Source organism: Flavobacterium erigeronis, from assembly GCF_054075165.1.
On the sequence record NZ_JBSKGP010000004.1, the window covers coordinates 486,553 to 504,070 of the forward strand.

Here is a 17,518-nt window from a genome sequence, read left to right on the forward strand (position 1 = left end):
AAGCGCTGATTTACACGGATTTTTTTATTTTTATTAATTAAAAAAATCCGTCTTTTTCTGTGTCTTCGCGAAAGCGAATCCGCGTCATCTGCGTTCAATTTTTAATAATTTATCCATTTCCCGGTGCAAAGGGAAATTTTAATGATTTAAAATACTCTAAAGTCTGCGTTGGTTTTTCGACTCCCGTCGGAAGTTCTTTTCCCGAAAACTGCTGAAAATACAGCAGGCAGGCATCGCGCCACCATTTTGCTTCTTTGTACTGAATTTGCAATAACATTTCGACTTCGTGAAAACGTTCGGCGTCTATATATTTTTCGGTTTTTTTCCAGACATTCTGCATGTTTTCAACTTGATTAACGCCTTCTTGATATTTTAATGCCAAACCATTCCAAAGTGTTTGACCGTTTTTTAGTTTGTAATTCCACGGAACGTGATGAAACCATAAAAGGTCTTTTTCTGGACAAGTTTCTAAAGTAGAAAAGAGTTTAGCAACTTCTGGTGCATATTGCGAAATCGCATTTGTTCCCGATTTAGAACGGTCGAAACCAATTCCGTTTTTATCTGCTTTATGATAATACGTCGGATTCCATTCTGGTCTTGACAAATCGGAAACCCACGGCCCAGGACCGTAATGATGTCCCGTGTCCATAATATGATGCAAACCAAGCGGTGTCATATAATTGACAACAGCTTCACGCGATTCCATCATCATAGTTTTTACGGGTTTAATGAAATTTTCATCGTTTGAAAAAGTACTTCTCAACCATTCATCTGCAATAATTTCAGAATCCAAATACGGATTCCAAGCCAGTCTTCCGAAGCCATACCAATTGGCCTGCGCAAAAGGATGTCCTGTCCAGTTGAGGTCGTTTCCAATATTGGCAACGCCTGCAATTCCGGTAATTTTATTTTGAAATAAAGAACCGTCAACGACTTTGGCAACAGTTGAGCCTTTTCCTTTTTGATAGGTATCGGCTTCTAAAACTTCCTGAAATAATTTAGGCAGAAAAACTAAATGCGTGCTGAATCCTAAATATTCTTGAGTAATTTGAAATTCCATCATTAGAGGTGTTTTCGGCATCGCTCCAAATAGCGGATGAAAAGGTTCGCGGGGCTGAAAATCGATTGCTCCATTTTTAACCTGAACGATTACATTGTCTTTAAATTTTCCGTCATACGGCTGAAATTCGGCATAAGCTTGTTTAGCGCGGTCGTTGGCATCGTGCTCCGAATATACAAAAGCCCTCCACATTACAATTCCATTAAAAGGCGCAACTGCATCGGCCAGCATATTGGCTCCGTCGACATGATCACGACCATAATTTTGCGGTCCTGGCTGACCTTCAGAATTGGCTTTCACCAAAAATCCACCAAAATCTGGAATACGTTTGTAGATTTCTGCTGCTTTATTTTTCCACCAATTCATCACTTCTGGATCTTTTGGATCGGCAGTTTTTAAGTTTCCAATTTCGATTGGCGCAGAAAATCTTGCAGTTAAATACACTTTGATTCCGTAAGGTCTGAAAACATTTGCTAAAGCTTCGACTTTTTCTAAATATTGCGGGGTTAGAATCAGTGCATTGGCATTTACATTCGTCAAAACCGTTCCGTTAATTCCGATTGAGGCATTCGCTCTAGCGTAATCAATATAACGCTGGTCTATAAAATCGGGAAGTTTCTGCCAGTTCCAAAGCGAAAATCCTGCGTAACCTCTTTCTACTGTTCTGTCCAGATTATCCCAATGATTCAGGATTCTAATGTTTGTTTTTGGAGAATCGGTTACGTTTAAATTTTTAATTGATTTATTGGTTTGTAGAATTCTGATAAAATTGAAAACGCCGTATAAAACCGCAATGTCATTTTTTCCTGTAATAATGATTTGTTTTTTATTTTGAAGAGAAATCGATTTTATGATAAAACCTTCATGGTTTACTTTATCAAAATCAGATTCCAACTGTTTTTTGATTTCGGAATTTAAATTAGATTGAGAACCTACAATTAGATTATTTTCTTCTTTTAAATCACGTTTAATTTCAGGTGTATTTCCGAGCATTTCCAAAAATGCTGTTTTAAGTTCTTTCTCGGCAATTTTTATGGTTTCTGAATTTCCTAAAACTACCAATCCTTGTAGATTGTCTTTGTATTCTTTTGCCATTGAAGCATTCGTAACAGAATTATACTGCAACCACAGTTTATAATCCTTTTGTGCCGAAGCTGAAAAGGAAATCAAAAGAAAAAGGAAAACAAATCGTAATGAAGCCATGTTGGTTTTATTAATTCTCATTTTTACATCTATAGCGTTTTATTTCCATTTAAAAATATTTGATAAATTTTTAATTTAAAAAATAAATTATTCGAAATAAAACAATAATTGCAATCGGTTGCGTAAAAATATAGGATTGTTATTGAAGAAAAAAATTTTAGCTCTGTTTTTTTCAAAAAATAATTCCATTTAACAAATAAAGGCAGGATAATTATAAAAACTATCCTGCCTATAGTAAGGTTCAATTTTAGATTTTTGAGTATCGATTTTAGATTCTACTCTATGCGATTATCACAGTTAATAAGATTTTACTTCTGCGTAGATTCTCTCGCCAGTACTTCTGTGTTTAAAAAAGTAATTTCTTTGGCGTCGTCATTTTTAGCCGATTTTAGGTTTTTGATTATGATTTCTGCCGCAGCTTTCCCCATTTTTTCTGCGGGATGCGTGATTGTCGATAAATTTGGATCGATGATCTGCGAAATTGGGTCGTTGTTAAAACCAATTACTTTAAATTCTTCCGGTACTTTTATACCGCGTTTTTTAGCGGTCTGCACGGCACTTACGGCCAGAATATCTCCAGGAGCAAAAAGTCCGTCGGGAATTGGATCTAAGTCAAACAAAGCATTGCTTGCTTTTACACCATCTTCGTAGGTAACTGAATTTAAATTGATAATCAGTTTTTCGTCAATATCAACGTTATGGTCTTTTAAAGCTTCTATATAACCTCTTTTTCTTTCGTTATATAAATTTCCTAATTCTGATCCTGCTGTAATGTGTGCAATTCGAATACAGCCTTGCTCAATCAAGTGTTTCGTGGCTTTGTAACCTGCTGTATAATTGTCGATTACGACTCTAAAAGTATTATAATCTTTAGGCACACGATCGACAAAAACTAATGGAATATTGTTATTTGAGAATTGATGAAAATGTGACGTATCACGCGTTTCCATTGCCAGCGAACAAATGACACCACTTACACGATTGCTGTACAAGGATTTTGCCATATTCACTTCTTCTTCATACGAGTCGTGCGACTGCATAATGATTACCGTATAATCTGATTTTTGGGCTGTAATTTCGATGCCGCTAATAAGCGATGACAAAAAAGGCTGTGTAACAGTCGGAATTAAAACTCCAATTGTTTTGGTTTTGTTGCCACGCAATCCTGCCGCTAAAGTGTTCGGAACAAATCCCATTTCTTCAGCAGTTTTCTTGACTTTTTTTATGGTTTTATCACTTATGGTGTGATGGTCTTTTAAAGCTCTTGAAATCGTAGACGTAGCCAAATTAAGTCTTTCGGCTATATCGTAAATCGTGACATGTTTATTTTCTTCCATAAATCAAATAAATAGAAGATGTAAATATAAACTATTTTCTCTCAAGATGATCTTTTCGAAAATTGGCTAAAAAAACAAAATGTCCTCAACGAAGTATTGAGGACATTTCTATTTTTTTCAATGCGTTGCGTAACTATTCAAAATGTATAATTTCAACACATAGAAACATAGATTTTTTTTACCAATTTAAAAAGATGATTGAAAGAAACTAGTTTCTAACACATAGCTATGTGAATTAATAAAAGTGAAACGCCTTTCTTAAGCTCCAAAAAAACTATGTATCTATGTGTTAAAAATTTTATAGTAACAGTTAATCTTATACTATTTTTTACCAATGTTATTTTTCTTGTCTTTTAGGATTTTGCCATCTTTGGTAAATTCCAAATCGATGTCGTTGGTTAAATCTACATCGAGATCTTTGTGTCCGTAATCAATGTGGGTGATTTTTTCGTTTGGATAATTTTTCGCCACATAATCTTTTACTTCTTTCGGAATAAATGCAGTCGGAATTGGTTTATCGTCTCCATCAACTTCACGGTACGAACCGTCTTTCCAGAATTCTACTTCTGTGCCGTCTTTTAGTTTTACTTCGTATCCTTTTTCTCCATGTTCTGCGTCTTTTTGAGCACTTTCTACAGCAACATCGCTAAAGTGTTTTTGCAGAAATTCCTGTGCCGGTTTTGGCAGTTCCGTGACTTCGATTTTCTTTTGTGCGCTGGCCGAGATTGTTAACGATAACAATGCAATGGCTAAAAATATTCTGTTTTTCATCGTTTAAATTTTTAAGTATACTCTCACTAATTTACGACAAGAAAAAATACATTCAAATCTATTTAAGAAACTTTTAGAATTTCGAAACACAGATAATTACTTAATTTACAGCAAATTGAAATCATTTCAAAACGATTCATAATATCACAACTTCATTCAAAAATTTTATTTTTAGAAAAGATTTTTCAATTCTTTTGTAGTACTTTTATCGCTTATTCAAAAACTGATTTAATCTTATAAATCCCAAATTTACAAGACTTTAAATTACTCATCTCTTCTGTTTGAGTAGAAAACAAATGTTATGGAAATCTGGTTCAGAAGACTTTTTTTATTGCTCTTCCTCTTTTTATCATTCGCTCTGCAAGCTCAGATTGAAGGTAAGAAGAAAGCTTTCGTTTCCAAAAAGCCAGTTCCCATTAGAGAAGATAAAAACACGCTTGCGCTTTACGATTTGTACAATAAAGGCGAAGAGAAAAAGGCTTATAAAAAAGCGCATTTAATTCTCAAATCGAAAGTAGACAACCGAGCTCTTGCCCGAACCAATTTGCTCTTGGCTTATTATTTTAATAAAAGGGCGGTAATCGATTCTTCTATTTTTTATACCAATCAGGCTTTAAAATACAATACGGCTATTAATGATTCTTTGAAGAATCGACTTTTTTCACTCGGCTATAATTTATTGGCAATCAATTATAAAAAAAGAGGATTGCTTAACGAAAGTAAAAAATGGCATATTAAAGGCATTGAAGTTTCGCAAAAGTATAACGAACAAAATCTTTTCTATACGCATACACACGGATTAGCGCAAACGTACAGCGAATTGGGCGATTATAATAATGCTTTGAAATTGTTTAAACAATGTCTGGAATACAAAGCGGATACCGAAATCATTTTGGGCAGTTATATTAATATTGGTGATCTTTATTCGAAGCTAAAGGATTATGAAAATGCGAATATTTTTTATAAAAAAGGAAAAATACTCTGCGAAAAAACAAATAATAATCAGGGACGAGTTATTGTTTTATTGGGACTTGGCGAGAATTATCAGCTTCAGAACAAATCCCAGGAAGCGTTAAAAATGTTTCAAGAAGCGCTTTCCATTGCTGATAAAAGTGAACTAAATCAGTTATCGATTGTTTCGCGAAGCAGTATTGGTGATGTTTATATTTCGCAGAAAAAATACCAAGATGCCAAATTGATATTTTCTGAAGCGCTTCAAAAGTCGGTTCATTTCGGACTGCTTCAAAATCAGAGTTCCATTTATGATGAATTGCGAAAAATTGCCATTCTACAAGATGATTATAAAAGTGCGTATTCGTTTTTCGAAAAATCAACCCGTGTAAAAGATTCGATTTATAATCTTCAAAAAATAAAAGAAATCAACGAACTTGAAGTCAAATACAAAACAGCACAGAAACAGAAAGAAATTGAGGTTTTGAAATTTGAAAATGAAGCCAAAAAATTAGCTTTGGCGAATCAGGAAGAAGCTTTGGAAAATATGTTGCTTCAAGAGGAAATTTCGAAGAAAAACAATGAAAATACGATTCTGGCTTTTCAGAATTCATCGAATAAAAAACGAAATGAGATTTCGCTTTTAAAGAAAGATCAACAGTTGAAAACTTTGGAAATTGATCAGCAGAAGAAAATTAGATTTTTTACTATTGCTGGATTTCTAGTTTTCCTGATTCCGATTACGGGACTTTTATTTCAATATTATAAACGTCTTAAAGCACAGCGTTTGCTGAATATCAAACAAGCTGAAATTAGTTCGCAAAAAATCGACGGCATTTTAAAAGAACAGGAATTGGAATTGATAAAAGCTTCGATCAGCGGGCAGGATAATGAAAGACAGCGCATTTCGCAGGAACTTCATGACAGTATTGGCGGGAATTTGGCGGCTATAAAACTGCAAGTAAATCATTTAAGTGCTTCTGATTTTTCTAATGTTCAAAAAATTAGCTTACAGCTTGACGAGACGTATCAGCAGGTTCGCAGTATTTCGCATTCGCTTCTTCCGAAGAAATTCAGCCAAAATAAGTTTTTGGAAGTGGTTGATTCGTATTTGAAAAATATCAGCGAAGCGAGTCAGCTCAAAATTGCATTTATTCCATATCCAAAAAAGGAAATTAATGAATTGAATGAGGATATTCAAATTGAAGTTTTTAAAATGATTCAGGAACTTTTGACGAATACAATTAAACACGCCAAAGCTTCTGAAGTTGAAATTCAGCTGAATTATATTGAGAATATTTTAAATCTTTTGTTTGAAGATAATGGAATTGGTTTTGAAACCGAAAATCATTCGAAAGGAATTGGTTTTATCAATCTCGAAAGCCGAATTCATAAATTAAAAGGCTCATTTGTAATTGATTCTAAATTGAAACGCGGTACGATTGTGAATATCGAAATCCCGGTTTTGGAACAGAAAATTAAAGCCAAAGTAAAAGGAATTGATTTAAAAAATCAGCTTGACGAATTGAAAAGCAACTAATATATTTGTTGAATGAATAGTATTAACCTACTTATTGCCGACGATCACACCATGTTTTTGCAGGGAATTATTTCACTGCTGGAACAAGAACCGAATATTACAATTGTTGACAAAGCGGTAAACGGAATCGAGGCGCTTGAAATTGTGAAAAAAGGCGTTGTCGATTTTATTATTTTGGATATCAGTATGCCAGAAATGGATGGTATTGAATTGAGTAAGATTCTAAAAAAACAGCATCCTGATGTAAAAATCCTGATTGTAAGCACACATAGTAATGTGATGATTGTTTCGAGATTAATTCGAATTGGCGTGAATGGTTATTTATTGAAAAATGCCGAAAAAGAGGAACTTCTGAAAGCGATCAATACAATTGCATCGGGTGAGAATTATTTTGCTGAAGAACTCGAAGAAAAATATCTTTTGAATAGTTCAAAAATTGAAAAACAGGTTTCAAATTTGACTGAATTGAGTTCGCGTGAAAAAGAGATTTTGGTTTTGATTGCCCAAGAATATAATACGGCTGAGATTGCCGAAAAAACCTTTATTAGTTTGAATACCGTAAATACGCACCGCCGTAATTTATTATCGAAATTGAATGCTAAAAATACGGCGGGTCTTGTAAAATACGCAGTTGAAAATGGTTTGGTCGATTAATTACTCAAATCCTTTTCCCAATCTGTAATTTAAAACTAATCCAAAAGTGTCTGGAATCACTACATTGTCAATTGATTTATTGTACGTGCAGATGACCCTAAAATTATCTGAAAGATGAAAACCGGCCAGAAAGTTCAACGTTTGCGATGTTCTGTAACCGCCGCCAAATTCTACTTTATTTTTGTAATTGATTAAAAGATTCAAATCGGCCTGAAAGGGCGCTCCTTCTACATATTTGAACAAAACGCTTGGGTTGACCAAGATTTCTTCAAAACGGTTGGTAAAGAATTTATAACCGAAATAACTGTAATACACGTTTTTTAAGTTCGTATTGTTATTTGAATTAAATGCAGAACTCAATAGATTTGGCGATGATAATCCGAAATAGATTTGATCGCGGTTGTATAAAAATCCGACTCCAAAAGTGGGTGTAAAACTATTTACATTTTCCTGAAATTCTGGATCGTTTTCTATTCCCAGTCTTGTCAGGTTTTCGTTGTAAAGCATTCCTCCTGCTGTAACTCCAAATGAAATTATAGATGGATCATACGCCCACCATTTTCCGTTTTTATATTCAGAATCGTAATAGATTTTATAGGAATAAGATGTGAAGAAAGTTGTGGTATTCGTTACTCCTATCTCGTCGTATGAAATTCCTGCTGCCAAACCGATTTTCTCGCCCCAAGTTAATTTATTTACCGAAAGATCAAAGTTTTTTGGACTTCCGTCAACTGAATTAAAATAGCCATTTGTAGTCATAACCATATCAATATCATTATAATAGCCAGCGTGTGCAGGATTGATGAGAACGGCGTTGTAATTATAACTGGAAAAAACTGGAGTTTGCTGTCCGTAAGCCCTTTCTAAAAAAATGATTAGTATAAATAAAGCTAAGATTATATTGATTTTACTTTTCATGAATTAACGTTTTAAAACAAGATATCCCTTGGTTTTCTTAAAATGATTGGGCTGTTCTGTGCGGATTTCGAAGAAATAAGTTCCCTCTGGTAGCTGGCTGGCGCCTAAATTTCTACTCTTATTGGCGATTCCGCTAAAAACATTTGTTGCATTATCGTAACCTTTAGTTTGGAAAACCAAATCTCCCCAACGGCTGTAAATCAGCACTTCGTTTTCTGGATAATCGGTTATACCGTCAATTTCCCAAAAATCATTGATGCCATCTCCGTTTGGAGAAAAACCATATTTTGTTTCGTCTTTTGCTGTTGGAATAACTGTTATGGTAATAAAATCTTCTGCCTGACAGCCGTCTTCATTGGTAAAAATCACTTTATACGTTGTAGTTTCTGTAGGTTTTGCAATTGGATTTCCTATTTTGCTATTGTTCAAACCCGTTGAAGGCGACCAAGAGAAAGTTCCGTTTTGTAATGCCAAAGCATAAAGCAGAGTCGATTCGCCTTCTTTAATTTGTAAATCGTCTCCAAGATCCACTAAAACGGGGTTGGTATACAGTAGAAAAGAACAGCTAGAACTGTTATTGCTTTTATCTGAAACTTTTATAGTAATCGACATTCCATCAGAAAATGCACTTCCTGGAGTTGGTGTCTGCATAATTACTGGATTTGGATCGGTATTGTCTGTTGCAAAAATCATTTTGGTGTAATCTGGAACTGTACTGACGTTGCAATCAAAAACTTGATCTTCAATGCAGGCAAAAACTGGTGCTTCTGTGTCTTGCATTAGGTTGATTTTAAACGAACAAGAGGCAGAATTTCCACTGTTATCAGAAACATTCATCGTAACACTCATTCCATCTGTAACATTTGTTCCTGCGACTGGTGTTTGTGTGATCGTTACATTTGAATCACAATTGTCTGTTGCAGTAATCTGCGAACGATAATCTGATAAAACCGCTCCTAGACTGACATTTTGATCTTCAATACAAGTCATTTGAGGTGCTATAACATCCGCAGAAACATTGATTTTAAATGTGCAATACGACTCGTTGTTTGATGCGTCTTTGGCAGTTATGGTTATCGCCATTCCGTTTGTAAAAGCACTTCCCGCAGCTGGTGTCTGGGTAATTATTGGCGAAGTGTCGCAATTATCATTTGCTGTAACTAAAGGCGTATAATCTGGAATTATAGTGCCACATGATAATGTTTGATCTCCGATACAAGTAATTACTGGCGCGCTTACATCTGCGGAAGTGTTTACTTTAAAACTACAAATTGAACTATTATTGGAAACATCTTTTGCTGTTATGGTTATTGTCATTCCGTCTGTGAACGCACTTCCCGCAATTGGATTTTGTGTCAGAATTGGTGATGAATCGCAATTATCCGTTACCGTAATCAAAGTGCTATAATCTGGAATTACTGATCCGCATGATAAGCTCTGATCTCCGATGCAGGTTATGACGGGCGCTGTAACATCCGCGGAAGCGTTAACTTTAAAACTGCAAGACGATTCGTTGTTTGAAATATCTTTTGCTGTAATTGTAATGGTCATTCCTTCTGTGAAAGCACTTCCCGCAATTGGATTTTGTGTTAGAATTGGCAATGCATCGCAATTATCTGTTACAGTAATTAATGCCGTATAATCTGAAATTACAGCTCCGCATGATAAATTCTGATCTCCGATACAGGTTATTAGAGGCGCTGTAACATCCGCGGAAGCGTTGACTTTAAAACTGCAAGATGATTCATTATTCGAAATGTCTTTTGCTGTGACTGTAATAGTAATTCCTTCTGTGAACGGACTTCCCGCAATTGGATTTTGTGTCAGAATTGGTGATGAATCGCAATTATCCGTTACCGTAATCAAAGTGCTATAATCTGGAATTACTGCTCCGCATGATAAGCTCTGATCTCCGATGCAGGTTATGACAGGCGCTGTAACATCCGCGGAAGCGTTAACTTTAAAACTGCAAGATGATTCATTATTCGAAATGTCTTTTGCTATTATGGTTACGGTCATTCCGTCTGTAAAAGCACTTCCCACAATTGGATTTTGAGTTAAAGTTGGCGATGAATCGCAATTATCCGTTACCGTAATCAAAGCGGTATAATCTGGAATTACAGCTCCGCATGATAAATTCTGATCTCCGATACAGGTTATTAAAGGCGCCGTAACATCCGCGGAAGCGTTAACTTTAAAACTGCAAGACGATTCGTTATTCGAAATGTCTTTTGCTATTATGGTTACGGTCATTCCGTCTGTAAAAGCACTTCCCGCAATTGGATTTTGTGTTAGAATTGGCGAAGAATCGCAATTATCCGTTACCGTAATTAAAGCGGTATAATCTGGAATTACAGCTCCGCATGATAAACTCTGATCTCCGATGCAGGTTATGACAGGCGCTGTAACATCCGCGGAAGCGTTAACTTTAAAACTGCAAGATGATTCGTTATTCGAAATGTCTTTTGCTGTAACTGAAATAGTAATTCCTTCTGTGAACGGACTTCCCGCAATTGGATTTTGTGTTAGTGAAGGATTTGCATCTTGTGCATCAGTAACTGCAATAAGATTTGTGAAATCAGGAATTACTTTTGTATTGCAGGCAGTTGTCTGATCTACAATACAAGTTATTACTGGCGGTGTTGTATCTGCTGTACTCGAAATAATGAACTTACATTCTGATTGGTTTCCTGTTGCATCAACTGCTGTTAAAAGCACTTCTACATCACTTGCGTCAAAAACTGAACCTGCCACTGGGGTTTGTGTAATTTGAGGTTTGACGTCACAATTGTCTTTAACTGTAATAATCTTTGTAAAATCCGGAATTAAATCTCCTGAATTCAAAACTTGACTGGTCGGACAATTACTAATTACCGGAGGTGTTAGATCTGTATATTTACTTCCAAAAATCAAATACGAAATGCCAGGTTCTTCATTTGGATCAGATGTATAGGTTTGATTGGTACTTCCAATTAAAAGATCATCAATTCCATCTTTATTTATATCTTTTAAATAGCTTATACTGTAATTTGCTGCATAACGAATTTTTATTTTTAATGCTTCTGCTGCGTTTAAGTCTTGAATTTTAATGCTAGGGCTCCAGATTTTTTTACCATACACAATATAAATATTGTTAATATAAACGACTGCCATATCATCCAAACCATCTGCATTAAAATCGCCATATCCTGTGTAGAAATCAAGATAATCTAACATGAAGGCATCAATTTTAAAACCATTTGTTCCATCTAGATCTTTTAAATCAACAGTCGATGAAAAAGAAGCTTTTCCAAATAAAATATAATTATCGATGGCTAAATCTTTAAAAGTATCTCCATTTAAATCTCCTAATGCCTTAACCTGATAATACTGACTTGTGTTGAGTGTAGTTGCCGAATTTTCTATTCTAAAACCATTTGATCCGTTTAAACTTGAAGTATTTATTTTTGAAGGTAAGCTAGAAGACCCAAAAACCACATAACGATACTTTGTATAATCTCCTGAAAAAATTAGATCGGCTATACCGTCACCATTGATGTCGCCTGAAGCTTCGACTGTTTGTCCAACATCACCTTCAATTACAAAGGAAGGAGAAGTTATAAGCTGATCAATTGTAGCGGAAGCAGGAAAATTAGAACTGCGCCCAAAAATCACATAGCATTTTTTAATTCCCCCCGATCCTTCATTGGCAGATAAAATGGCTATATCGCTATATGAATCATTATTGAAATCACCAATATTAACTAAAGCTGATCCCAGAAATTCATCTTTAGTGTCCCCGAGAATTTTAAATCCGTTATTTCCATCTATAACTGAAATAGGGAATTGTGCTGAAAACGCTGTCTTTTTTCCGTAAATAACATAGATTGCCCCAGTAAAATTCTTCGCTTCGTTTCTTTTCTGACGGTCACTAAGCATCAAATCATCAATGCCGTCTCCATTTATATCTCCTGTAGAGCTGACATCATAAGCAAATTCTGAAGGCGGAGTAACGGCATCATCAAAAATTTTGAATCCGTCAATCCCATTCAGTTTCCCTAAATTTATATTAGGAGGAAATCCCAACGAAGTTCCGAATATGACATAACATCCCTCATTTATTGCACCAATAAGAAAATCCTGAATTCCATCTCCATTAATATCTCCTGCATTACTAGTCGTAAAACCCGCTTTTTTACCACCTTTATCTCCGTAGATAATTACGCCGTTGCTTCCATTTAATTCTGTTACATCAATTTCGGTTGTATTACAATCTAAATCAAAGGTTTTAGTTTTTAATTTTACTAAAAAAGTGCAGGAACTTTCGTTTCCAGATTTATCTTTAACGGTTATTGTAACATCAGTATCTGTGGTAAATACGGTTCCTACAGGAGGTGTCTGCGTAAAAGTTAATTCATGACTTGGCGTGACATCATCACTAACATCTTCTAAAAAGGGCACATAATTGGGCAAAAACGAATTGGCATATAACTCCTGATTTGTCGGACAAACAATTACAGGACTTCCAGTAGTCAACAATTCTATTTTAAATTTACATTCTGAAGCATTCCCGCTTGTATCAGTTGCTTTTAAAACTATTTCTAGGGTTGTGCCATCAAATACAGAACCAGCAGCCGGCGATTGCATAATTACCGGTTTAGTATCACAATTATCTGTAACGGTTATAGATTTTGCATAATCAGGAATTAAATCCCCAATACTTAATTTTTGATCGGCAGGACAATTGGTAATTACGGGATCTTCAGTATCTATGGTATTTTTACCAAAAATAACATAAGCTTTTCCAGGATTGTAATTTACTTTAAAATTAGAGCCGTAAGAATCGTAAGAATTTCCGATGCCAAAATCACTAACTCCATCATTATTAAGATCTCCCGCATAACTGGCACTGTATTCAGAAAGAAAATCAGATACAATTTTCAAATTCTTATCTGTAGTTTGACTCACATTGGCTGGCCAAATCTTTTTCCCAAAAAAAATGCATGTTTGCGAAAAAATATGCACAAAATAATCATCAATACCATCACCATTAAAATCACCGGCATATCCATGAAGATTTTCACTTCCTGTATCATTTTTAAAGCCATTGCTTCCGTTAAGGTCTTTTAAGTCTACTATAGCAGGGAAAGAATTTCTTCCAAATAAAACATATCTTCCTGTTATAGAAAGATCATTCATGCCATCATCATTCAAATCACCTGCTTTTTTTACTGTAGTGGAACTGTCCAAAGGTTCCAAAGAATTTTCTATAATAAATCCGTTTGATCCATTTAGAGCAGTAACATTAAAACTAGCTGGAAAATTAGTTGAACGTCCAAAAATAACAAACTTGCGCTTTTGATCTGATCCGTTATAAGAGCCTAAAGCAAAGTCAGGAATTCCATCTCCATTAACGTCTCCCAACCCTGAAACCGATCTGCCTACTTTACCAACAGTTGCATCACCTTCAATTTTAAAACCATTCGCACCATTAAGTTCGTAATTTCTTAATATTGCGGGAAATCCACCTGCCTTACCATAAATTACATAGCATTTGCCATTTCCTGCACCAGAGCCACTAGTCACAATTCCGATATCCTGAAAACCATCAGAATTAATATCACCCACGATATCGATACTGACTCCCATACCCGCATAATTTTCATTTCCTATGAAAGAAAAGCCATTGGATCCGTTTAATGACGAAATTTTAAATTCAGCCGGAAAACCAGCACTAGTTCCAAAAATGACATAAATATGCCCTACTTCGGGTCCATAAGAAGACGAACGATAAGGATCACTAATCATAAAATCTCCTATTCCATCTCCATTTATATCTCCAGCACTGCTTACATCATATCCCGTAAGAGGAAAATTTGTCCAAGGGGTATCGTTTCTTATTACAAAACCATTTGTACCATCCAATAAACCCAAATCTATGTTAGGGCTAACTCCAGAGGCCTTTCCAAATACCACATAAGCAGCACCGGGTATGGTTTTATAAACCATCGAAGAGCCATAATTAGTAGTATAATTTCCGGGAGCACCAATTATTAAATCTGGAATTCCGTCTCCATTTACATCTCCAGCATTTTTGACACTAGAACCTGCTTCTCTGGCTAATATTTCACCATAAATAGAAAATCCATTGCCTCCATATAAATTATTAACATTAATAGAAGTTGATTTACAATCAATATCTTGTTTGATGTTTTTTAGTTTAACTAAAAAAGTGCAGGAATTTGTATTTCCTGAAGCATCTTTGGCAGTAATAGTAACATTAGTATCTCCTGTAAAAAGTGTTCCTTGGGGGGGAGTTTGGGTAAAAACTAAATCAAAATTATCAGTATTATCATCACTCAAAGCCGTTAAATAAGAAACATAATTGGGTAATGTTGAATTTGCGTACAATTGCATATTTGACGGACAAGATAATACAGGAGGAAGATCTCCTCCAGAAGCAATTAGAGGAAAAGTACAAGATGTTGTATTTCCAGAAATATCATTAGCAGTCAAGACAACCGTTAATCCTGCTGAAAAAATTGTTCCAGCTACAGGTGTTTGTACTATACTAGGATTTAAGTCACAATTATCGGTGACATTAATTAAGCCCGAATAATCAGGAATAGCATCCCCAATTGCTAATGTCTGACTACCCGGGCAATTAGTTATTATAGGATTTGAAGTATCTGCCGAAGCATTTACAATAAAACTGCAAGTTGAAGCATTATTAGAAACGTCTCTTACAGTCAAGGTTACTGTCATACCAGAAGTAAAAATAGTTCCTGGAAGTGGACTTTGCGAAACAGTTAAATTGCCCAAACAATTATCGTATCCAGTTACTAAAGTTCTATAATCTGCCAAAAAAGATCCACAATTTTGAATTTGATTGCTAGGACAGGTTAATGTGGGCGGAATATTATCAGGTGTTACCTGTGTTACATTAAAATTACAAAACGAAGAATTTCCGGATGGGTCTGTATATTTAATCTGAACAGGAATTCCATTATAAAAAGGAGTTCCGGGAGCAGGTGTCATTTCCCAAGAAACCGAGATACTGCAATCATCCTGAAGATTCATCATTGGATTAGTTGCATAGTTTGGTAATACATCTCCACAATTTAAGGTCAGATTCGTTGGGCAGTTAAATGTTGGCGGCGTAACATCTGGAGTCAAGGCTGTAATAATTATAGAACAGCTGCTTTCGTTCCCAGCTTCATCTTTAGCAGTAAAGACAATGCTCATACCATCATAAAACTTCGTGCCTCCAGTCGATTGTGTCAAATAAATATCTCCACCCGAATCATCAGTAACAATTAACTCGTCTAAATAATTGGGTACTAAACTTCCGCATGCGAGCTGCTTATTAGACAGGCAAGTTATCGAAGGAGGCGTTATATCAGCCGCCATTTTTAATGTCTTCGAGCTTTTTTTACTCGAATTTAAATGTTTTAAAACAACAGATTTCTCTGTATTAGAATAAACTACTCCTTTCTCAATTGAATATTTTAAACTAGCATCAGCAATAATTCCTTTATCCTGACCATAACAAACAAATATTCCCGTAAACAGAAAGAAAAAAATAAAAACCTTTGTTTTGTTTTCTAATGCATTTTTAAAACTATTCATCCAAATATATTTTAAGCCTTTAATAAGTGGCAAAAATATATTTGAAGAAAAATTCACACATCACTATAAATAGTGATTTTTGCATTTGAAAAATTAAACTTCTAGTTATTTATGTTCTAAAAAAACAGACATGCTATCCATTTAATAATAATTTGTAATTTAGTTTAAACCCTTAATTGTAAACTAGATGAAACTTATTACTGCTTGCGCAATACTCTTACTAATGGTTTCGTGCAAAAACGAAAATCAAAAATCAACACTTTCAAACTATTTTACCTATAATAATGAGAGTGTCGAATCGGGAGGAGTTAAAATGATTCCCATAAAAACGCCAATCGGAGAATTTAAAGTTTGGACCAAACGTTTTGGAAATAATCCAAAAATAAAAGTTCTTCTCCTGCATGGAGGACCAGCAATGACACATGAATACATGGAATGTTTCGAAACCTTTTTTCAACGAGAAGAATTTGAATTTTATGAATATGATCAGCTTGGTTCCTATTACAGCGATCAGCCAAAAGACAGTTCACTATGGACAATCGACAGATTTGTAGATGAGGTTGAGCAAGTTAGAAAAGCAATCAATGCTGATAAAGATAATTTTTATGTTCTAGGAAACTCTTGGGACGGAATTCTAGCTATGGAATATGCTCTAAAATACCAGCAAAATATGAAAGGTTTGCTTGTCGCGAATATGATGGCAAGCGCGCCAGAGTATGGAAAATATGCTGATGAGGTTTTGGCTAAACAAATGAAACCTGAAGTATTAAATGAAATAAGAGATTTAGAAGCCAAAAAAGATTTTGCTAATCCACGCTATATGGAGTTACTACTGCCAAACTTTTATAAAGAGCATTTATGCCGATTAAAAGAATGGCCAGATGGATTGAACCGAGCAAGTAAACATGTAAACGGAGAAATCTACACCCTTATGCAAGGACCAAGTGAATTTGGTATCAGCGGTCGCTTAGCAAAATGGAATATCAAAAACAGATTACACGAAATTACAATTCCAACCCTAATGATAGGTGCAAAATATGACACTATGGATCCAAAAGCAATGGAAGAACAAAGTAAATTAGTAAAAAACGGGCATTATTTATACTGTCCAAACGGTAGTCATTTAGCCATGTGGGACGATCAAAAAGTATTTATGAATGGCGTAATTCAGTTTATTAATGACGTTGACAGTAAAAAATTCTAAACAAAAAAAAAACATAAAGAACTCATTATCAATAACACAAAAACATTCTATTTATAATTATGACGTTCCCTACGGGCCGGGCTGTCCGCTGATTCCCGATTAGCAAAAACTGCGGCTAAAAAGCCTTGTTTTTTCCAAATCGGGAGATGCCGTTTGCATCCCTAACGCAGCGCGGCATTGAATAAGGTCTAATTTTGGGATTTCAGAAGAGCAGGATACTTCTAGAAAGACATATAAAACAGAAAACCCCATCCGGTTCGGATAGGGTTTTA

Annotated in this window: 8 protein-coding genes; 3 read left to right on the plus strand and 5 right to left on the minus strand. The window is 35.1% G+C overall.

Annotated features, from left to right (window positions below):
- Positions 1-109: 109 nt before the first annotated feature.
- The 3 genes from ACWA1F_RS10850 to ACWA1F_RS10860 all read right to left on the minus strand — a co-directional run bounded on the left by ACWA1F_RS10850 (position 110) and on the right by ACWA1F_RS10860 (position 4,371).
- Positions 110-2,263, minus strand: a complete 2,154-nt coding sequence (locus tag ACWA1F_RS10850; RefSeq protein ID WP_456893776.1) for an alpha-glucuronidase family glycosyl hydrolase — start codon at positions 2,261-2,263, stop codon at positions 110-112.
- A gap of 308 nt (positions 2,264-2,571) precedes the next feature.
- Positions 2,572-3,600, minus strand: a complete 1,029-nt coding sequence (locus tag ACWA1F_RS10855) for a LacI family DNA-binding transcriptional regulator (protein WP_306161072.1) — start codon at positions 3,598-3,600, stop codon at positions 2,572-2,574.
- 321 nt (positions 3,601-3,921) lie between these two features.
- Complete coding sequence (locus ACWA1F_RS10860; RefSeq protein WP_306161074.1) at positions 3,922-4,371, minus strand: PepSY-like domain-containing protein; 450 nt, start codon at positions 4,369-4,371, stop codon at positions 3,922-3,924.
- A 301-nt stretch (positions 4,372-4,672) separates the two neighbouring features.
- Between ACWA1F_RS10860 and ACWA1F_RS10865 the strand changes: the two genes are divergently transcribed.
- Together ACWA1F_RS10865 and ACWA1F_RS10870 are read left to right on the plus strand one after the other, a co-directional pair.
- Entirely contained in the window at positions 4,673-6,862 is a 2,190-nt protein-coding gene (locus ACWA1F_RS10865; protein ID WP_456893768.1) for a tetratricopeptide repeat-containing sensor histidine kinase, read from the plus strand.
- Positions 6,863-6,874: 12 nt separating this feature from the next.
- Positions 6,875-7,516 (plus strand): response regulator, encoded by a 642-nt coding sequence (locus ACWA1F_RS10870; protein WP_306161078.1) that lies wholly within the window; start codon positions 6,875-6,877, stop codon positions 7,514-7,516.
- Here ACWA1F_RS10870 and ACWA1F_RS10875 read toward each other — a convergent pair whose 3' ends face one another.
- Together ACWA1F_RS10875 and ACWA1F_RS10880 are read right to left on the minus strand one after the other, a co-directional pair.
- Positions 7,517-8,434: a PorP/SprF family type IX secretion system membrane protein gene (locus ACWA1F_RS10875; protein WP_456893769.1), complete on the minus strand. Its 918-nt coding sequence runs from the start codon at positions 8,432-8,434 to the stop codon at positions 7,517-7,519.
- 3 nt (positions 8,435-8,437) lie between these two features.
- Positions 8,438-16,042 (minus strand): HYR domain-containing protein, encoded by a 7,605-nt coding sequence (locus tag ACWA1F_RS10880; RefSeq protein ID WP_456893770.1) that lies wholly within the window; start codon positions 16,040-16,042, stop codon positions 8,438-8,440.
- Positions 16,043-16,229: 187 nt separating this feature from the next.
- Here ACWA1F_RS10880 and ACWA1F_RS10885 point away from each other — a divergent pair, with 187 nt between their 5' ends.
- A complete protein-coding gene (locus ACWA1F_RS10885; RefSeq protein ID WP_456893771.1) occupies positions 16,230-17,246 on the plus strand; it encodes a proline iminopeptidase-family hydrolase in 1,017 nt (338 codons plus the stop codon).
- The last annotated feature ends 272 nt before the right edge of the window (positions 17,247-17,518 follow it).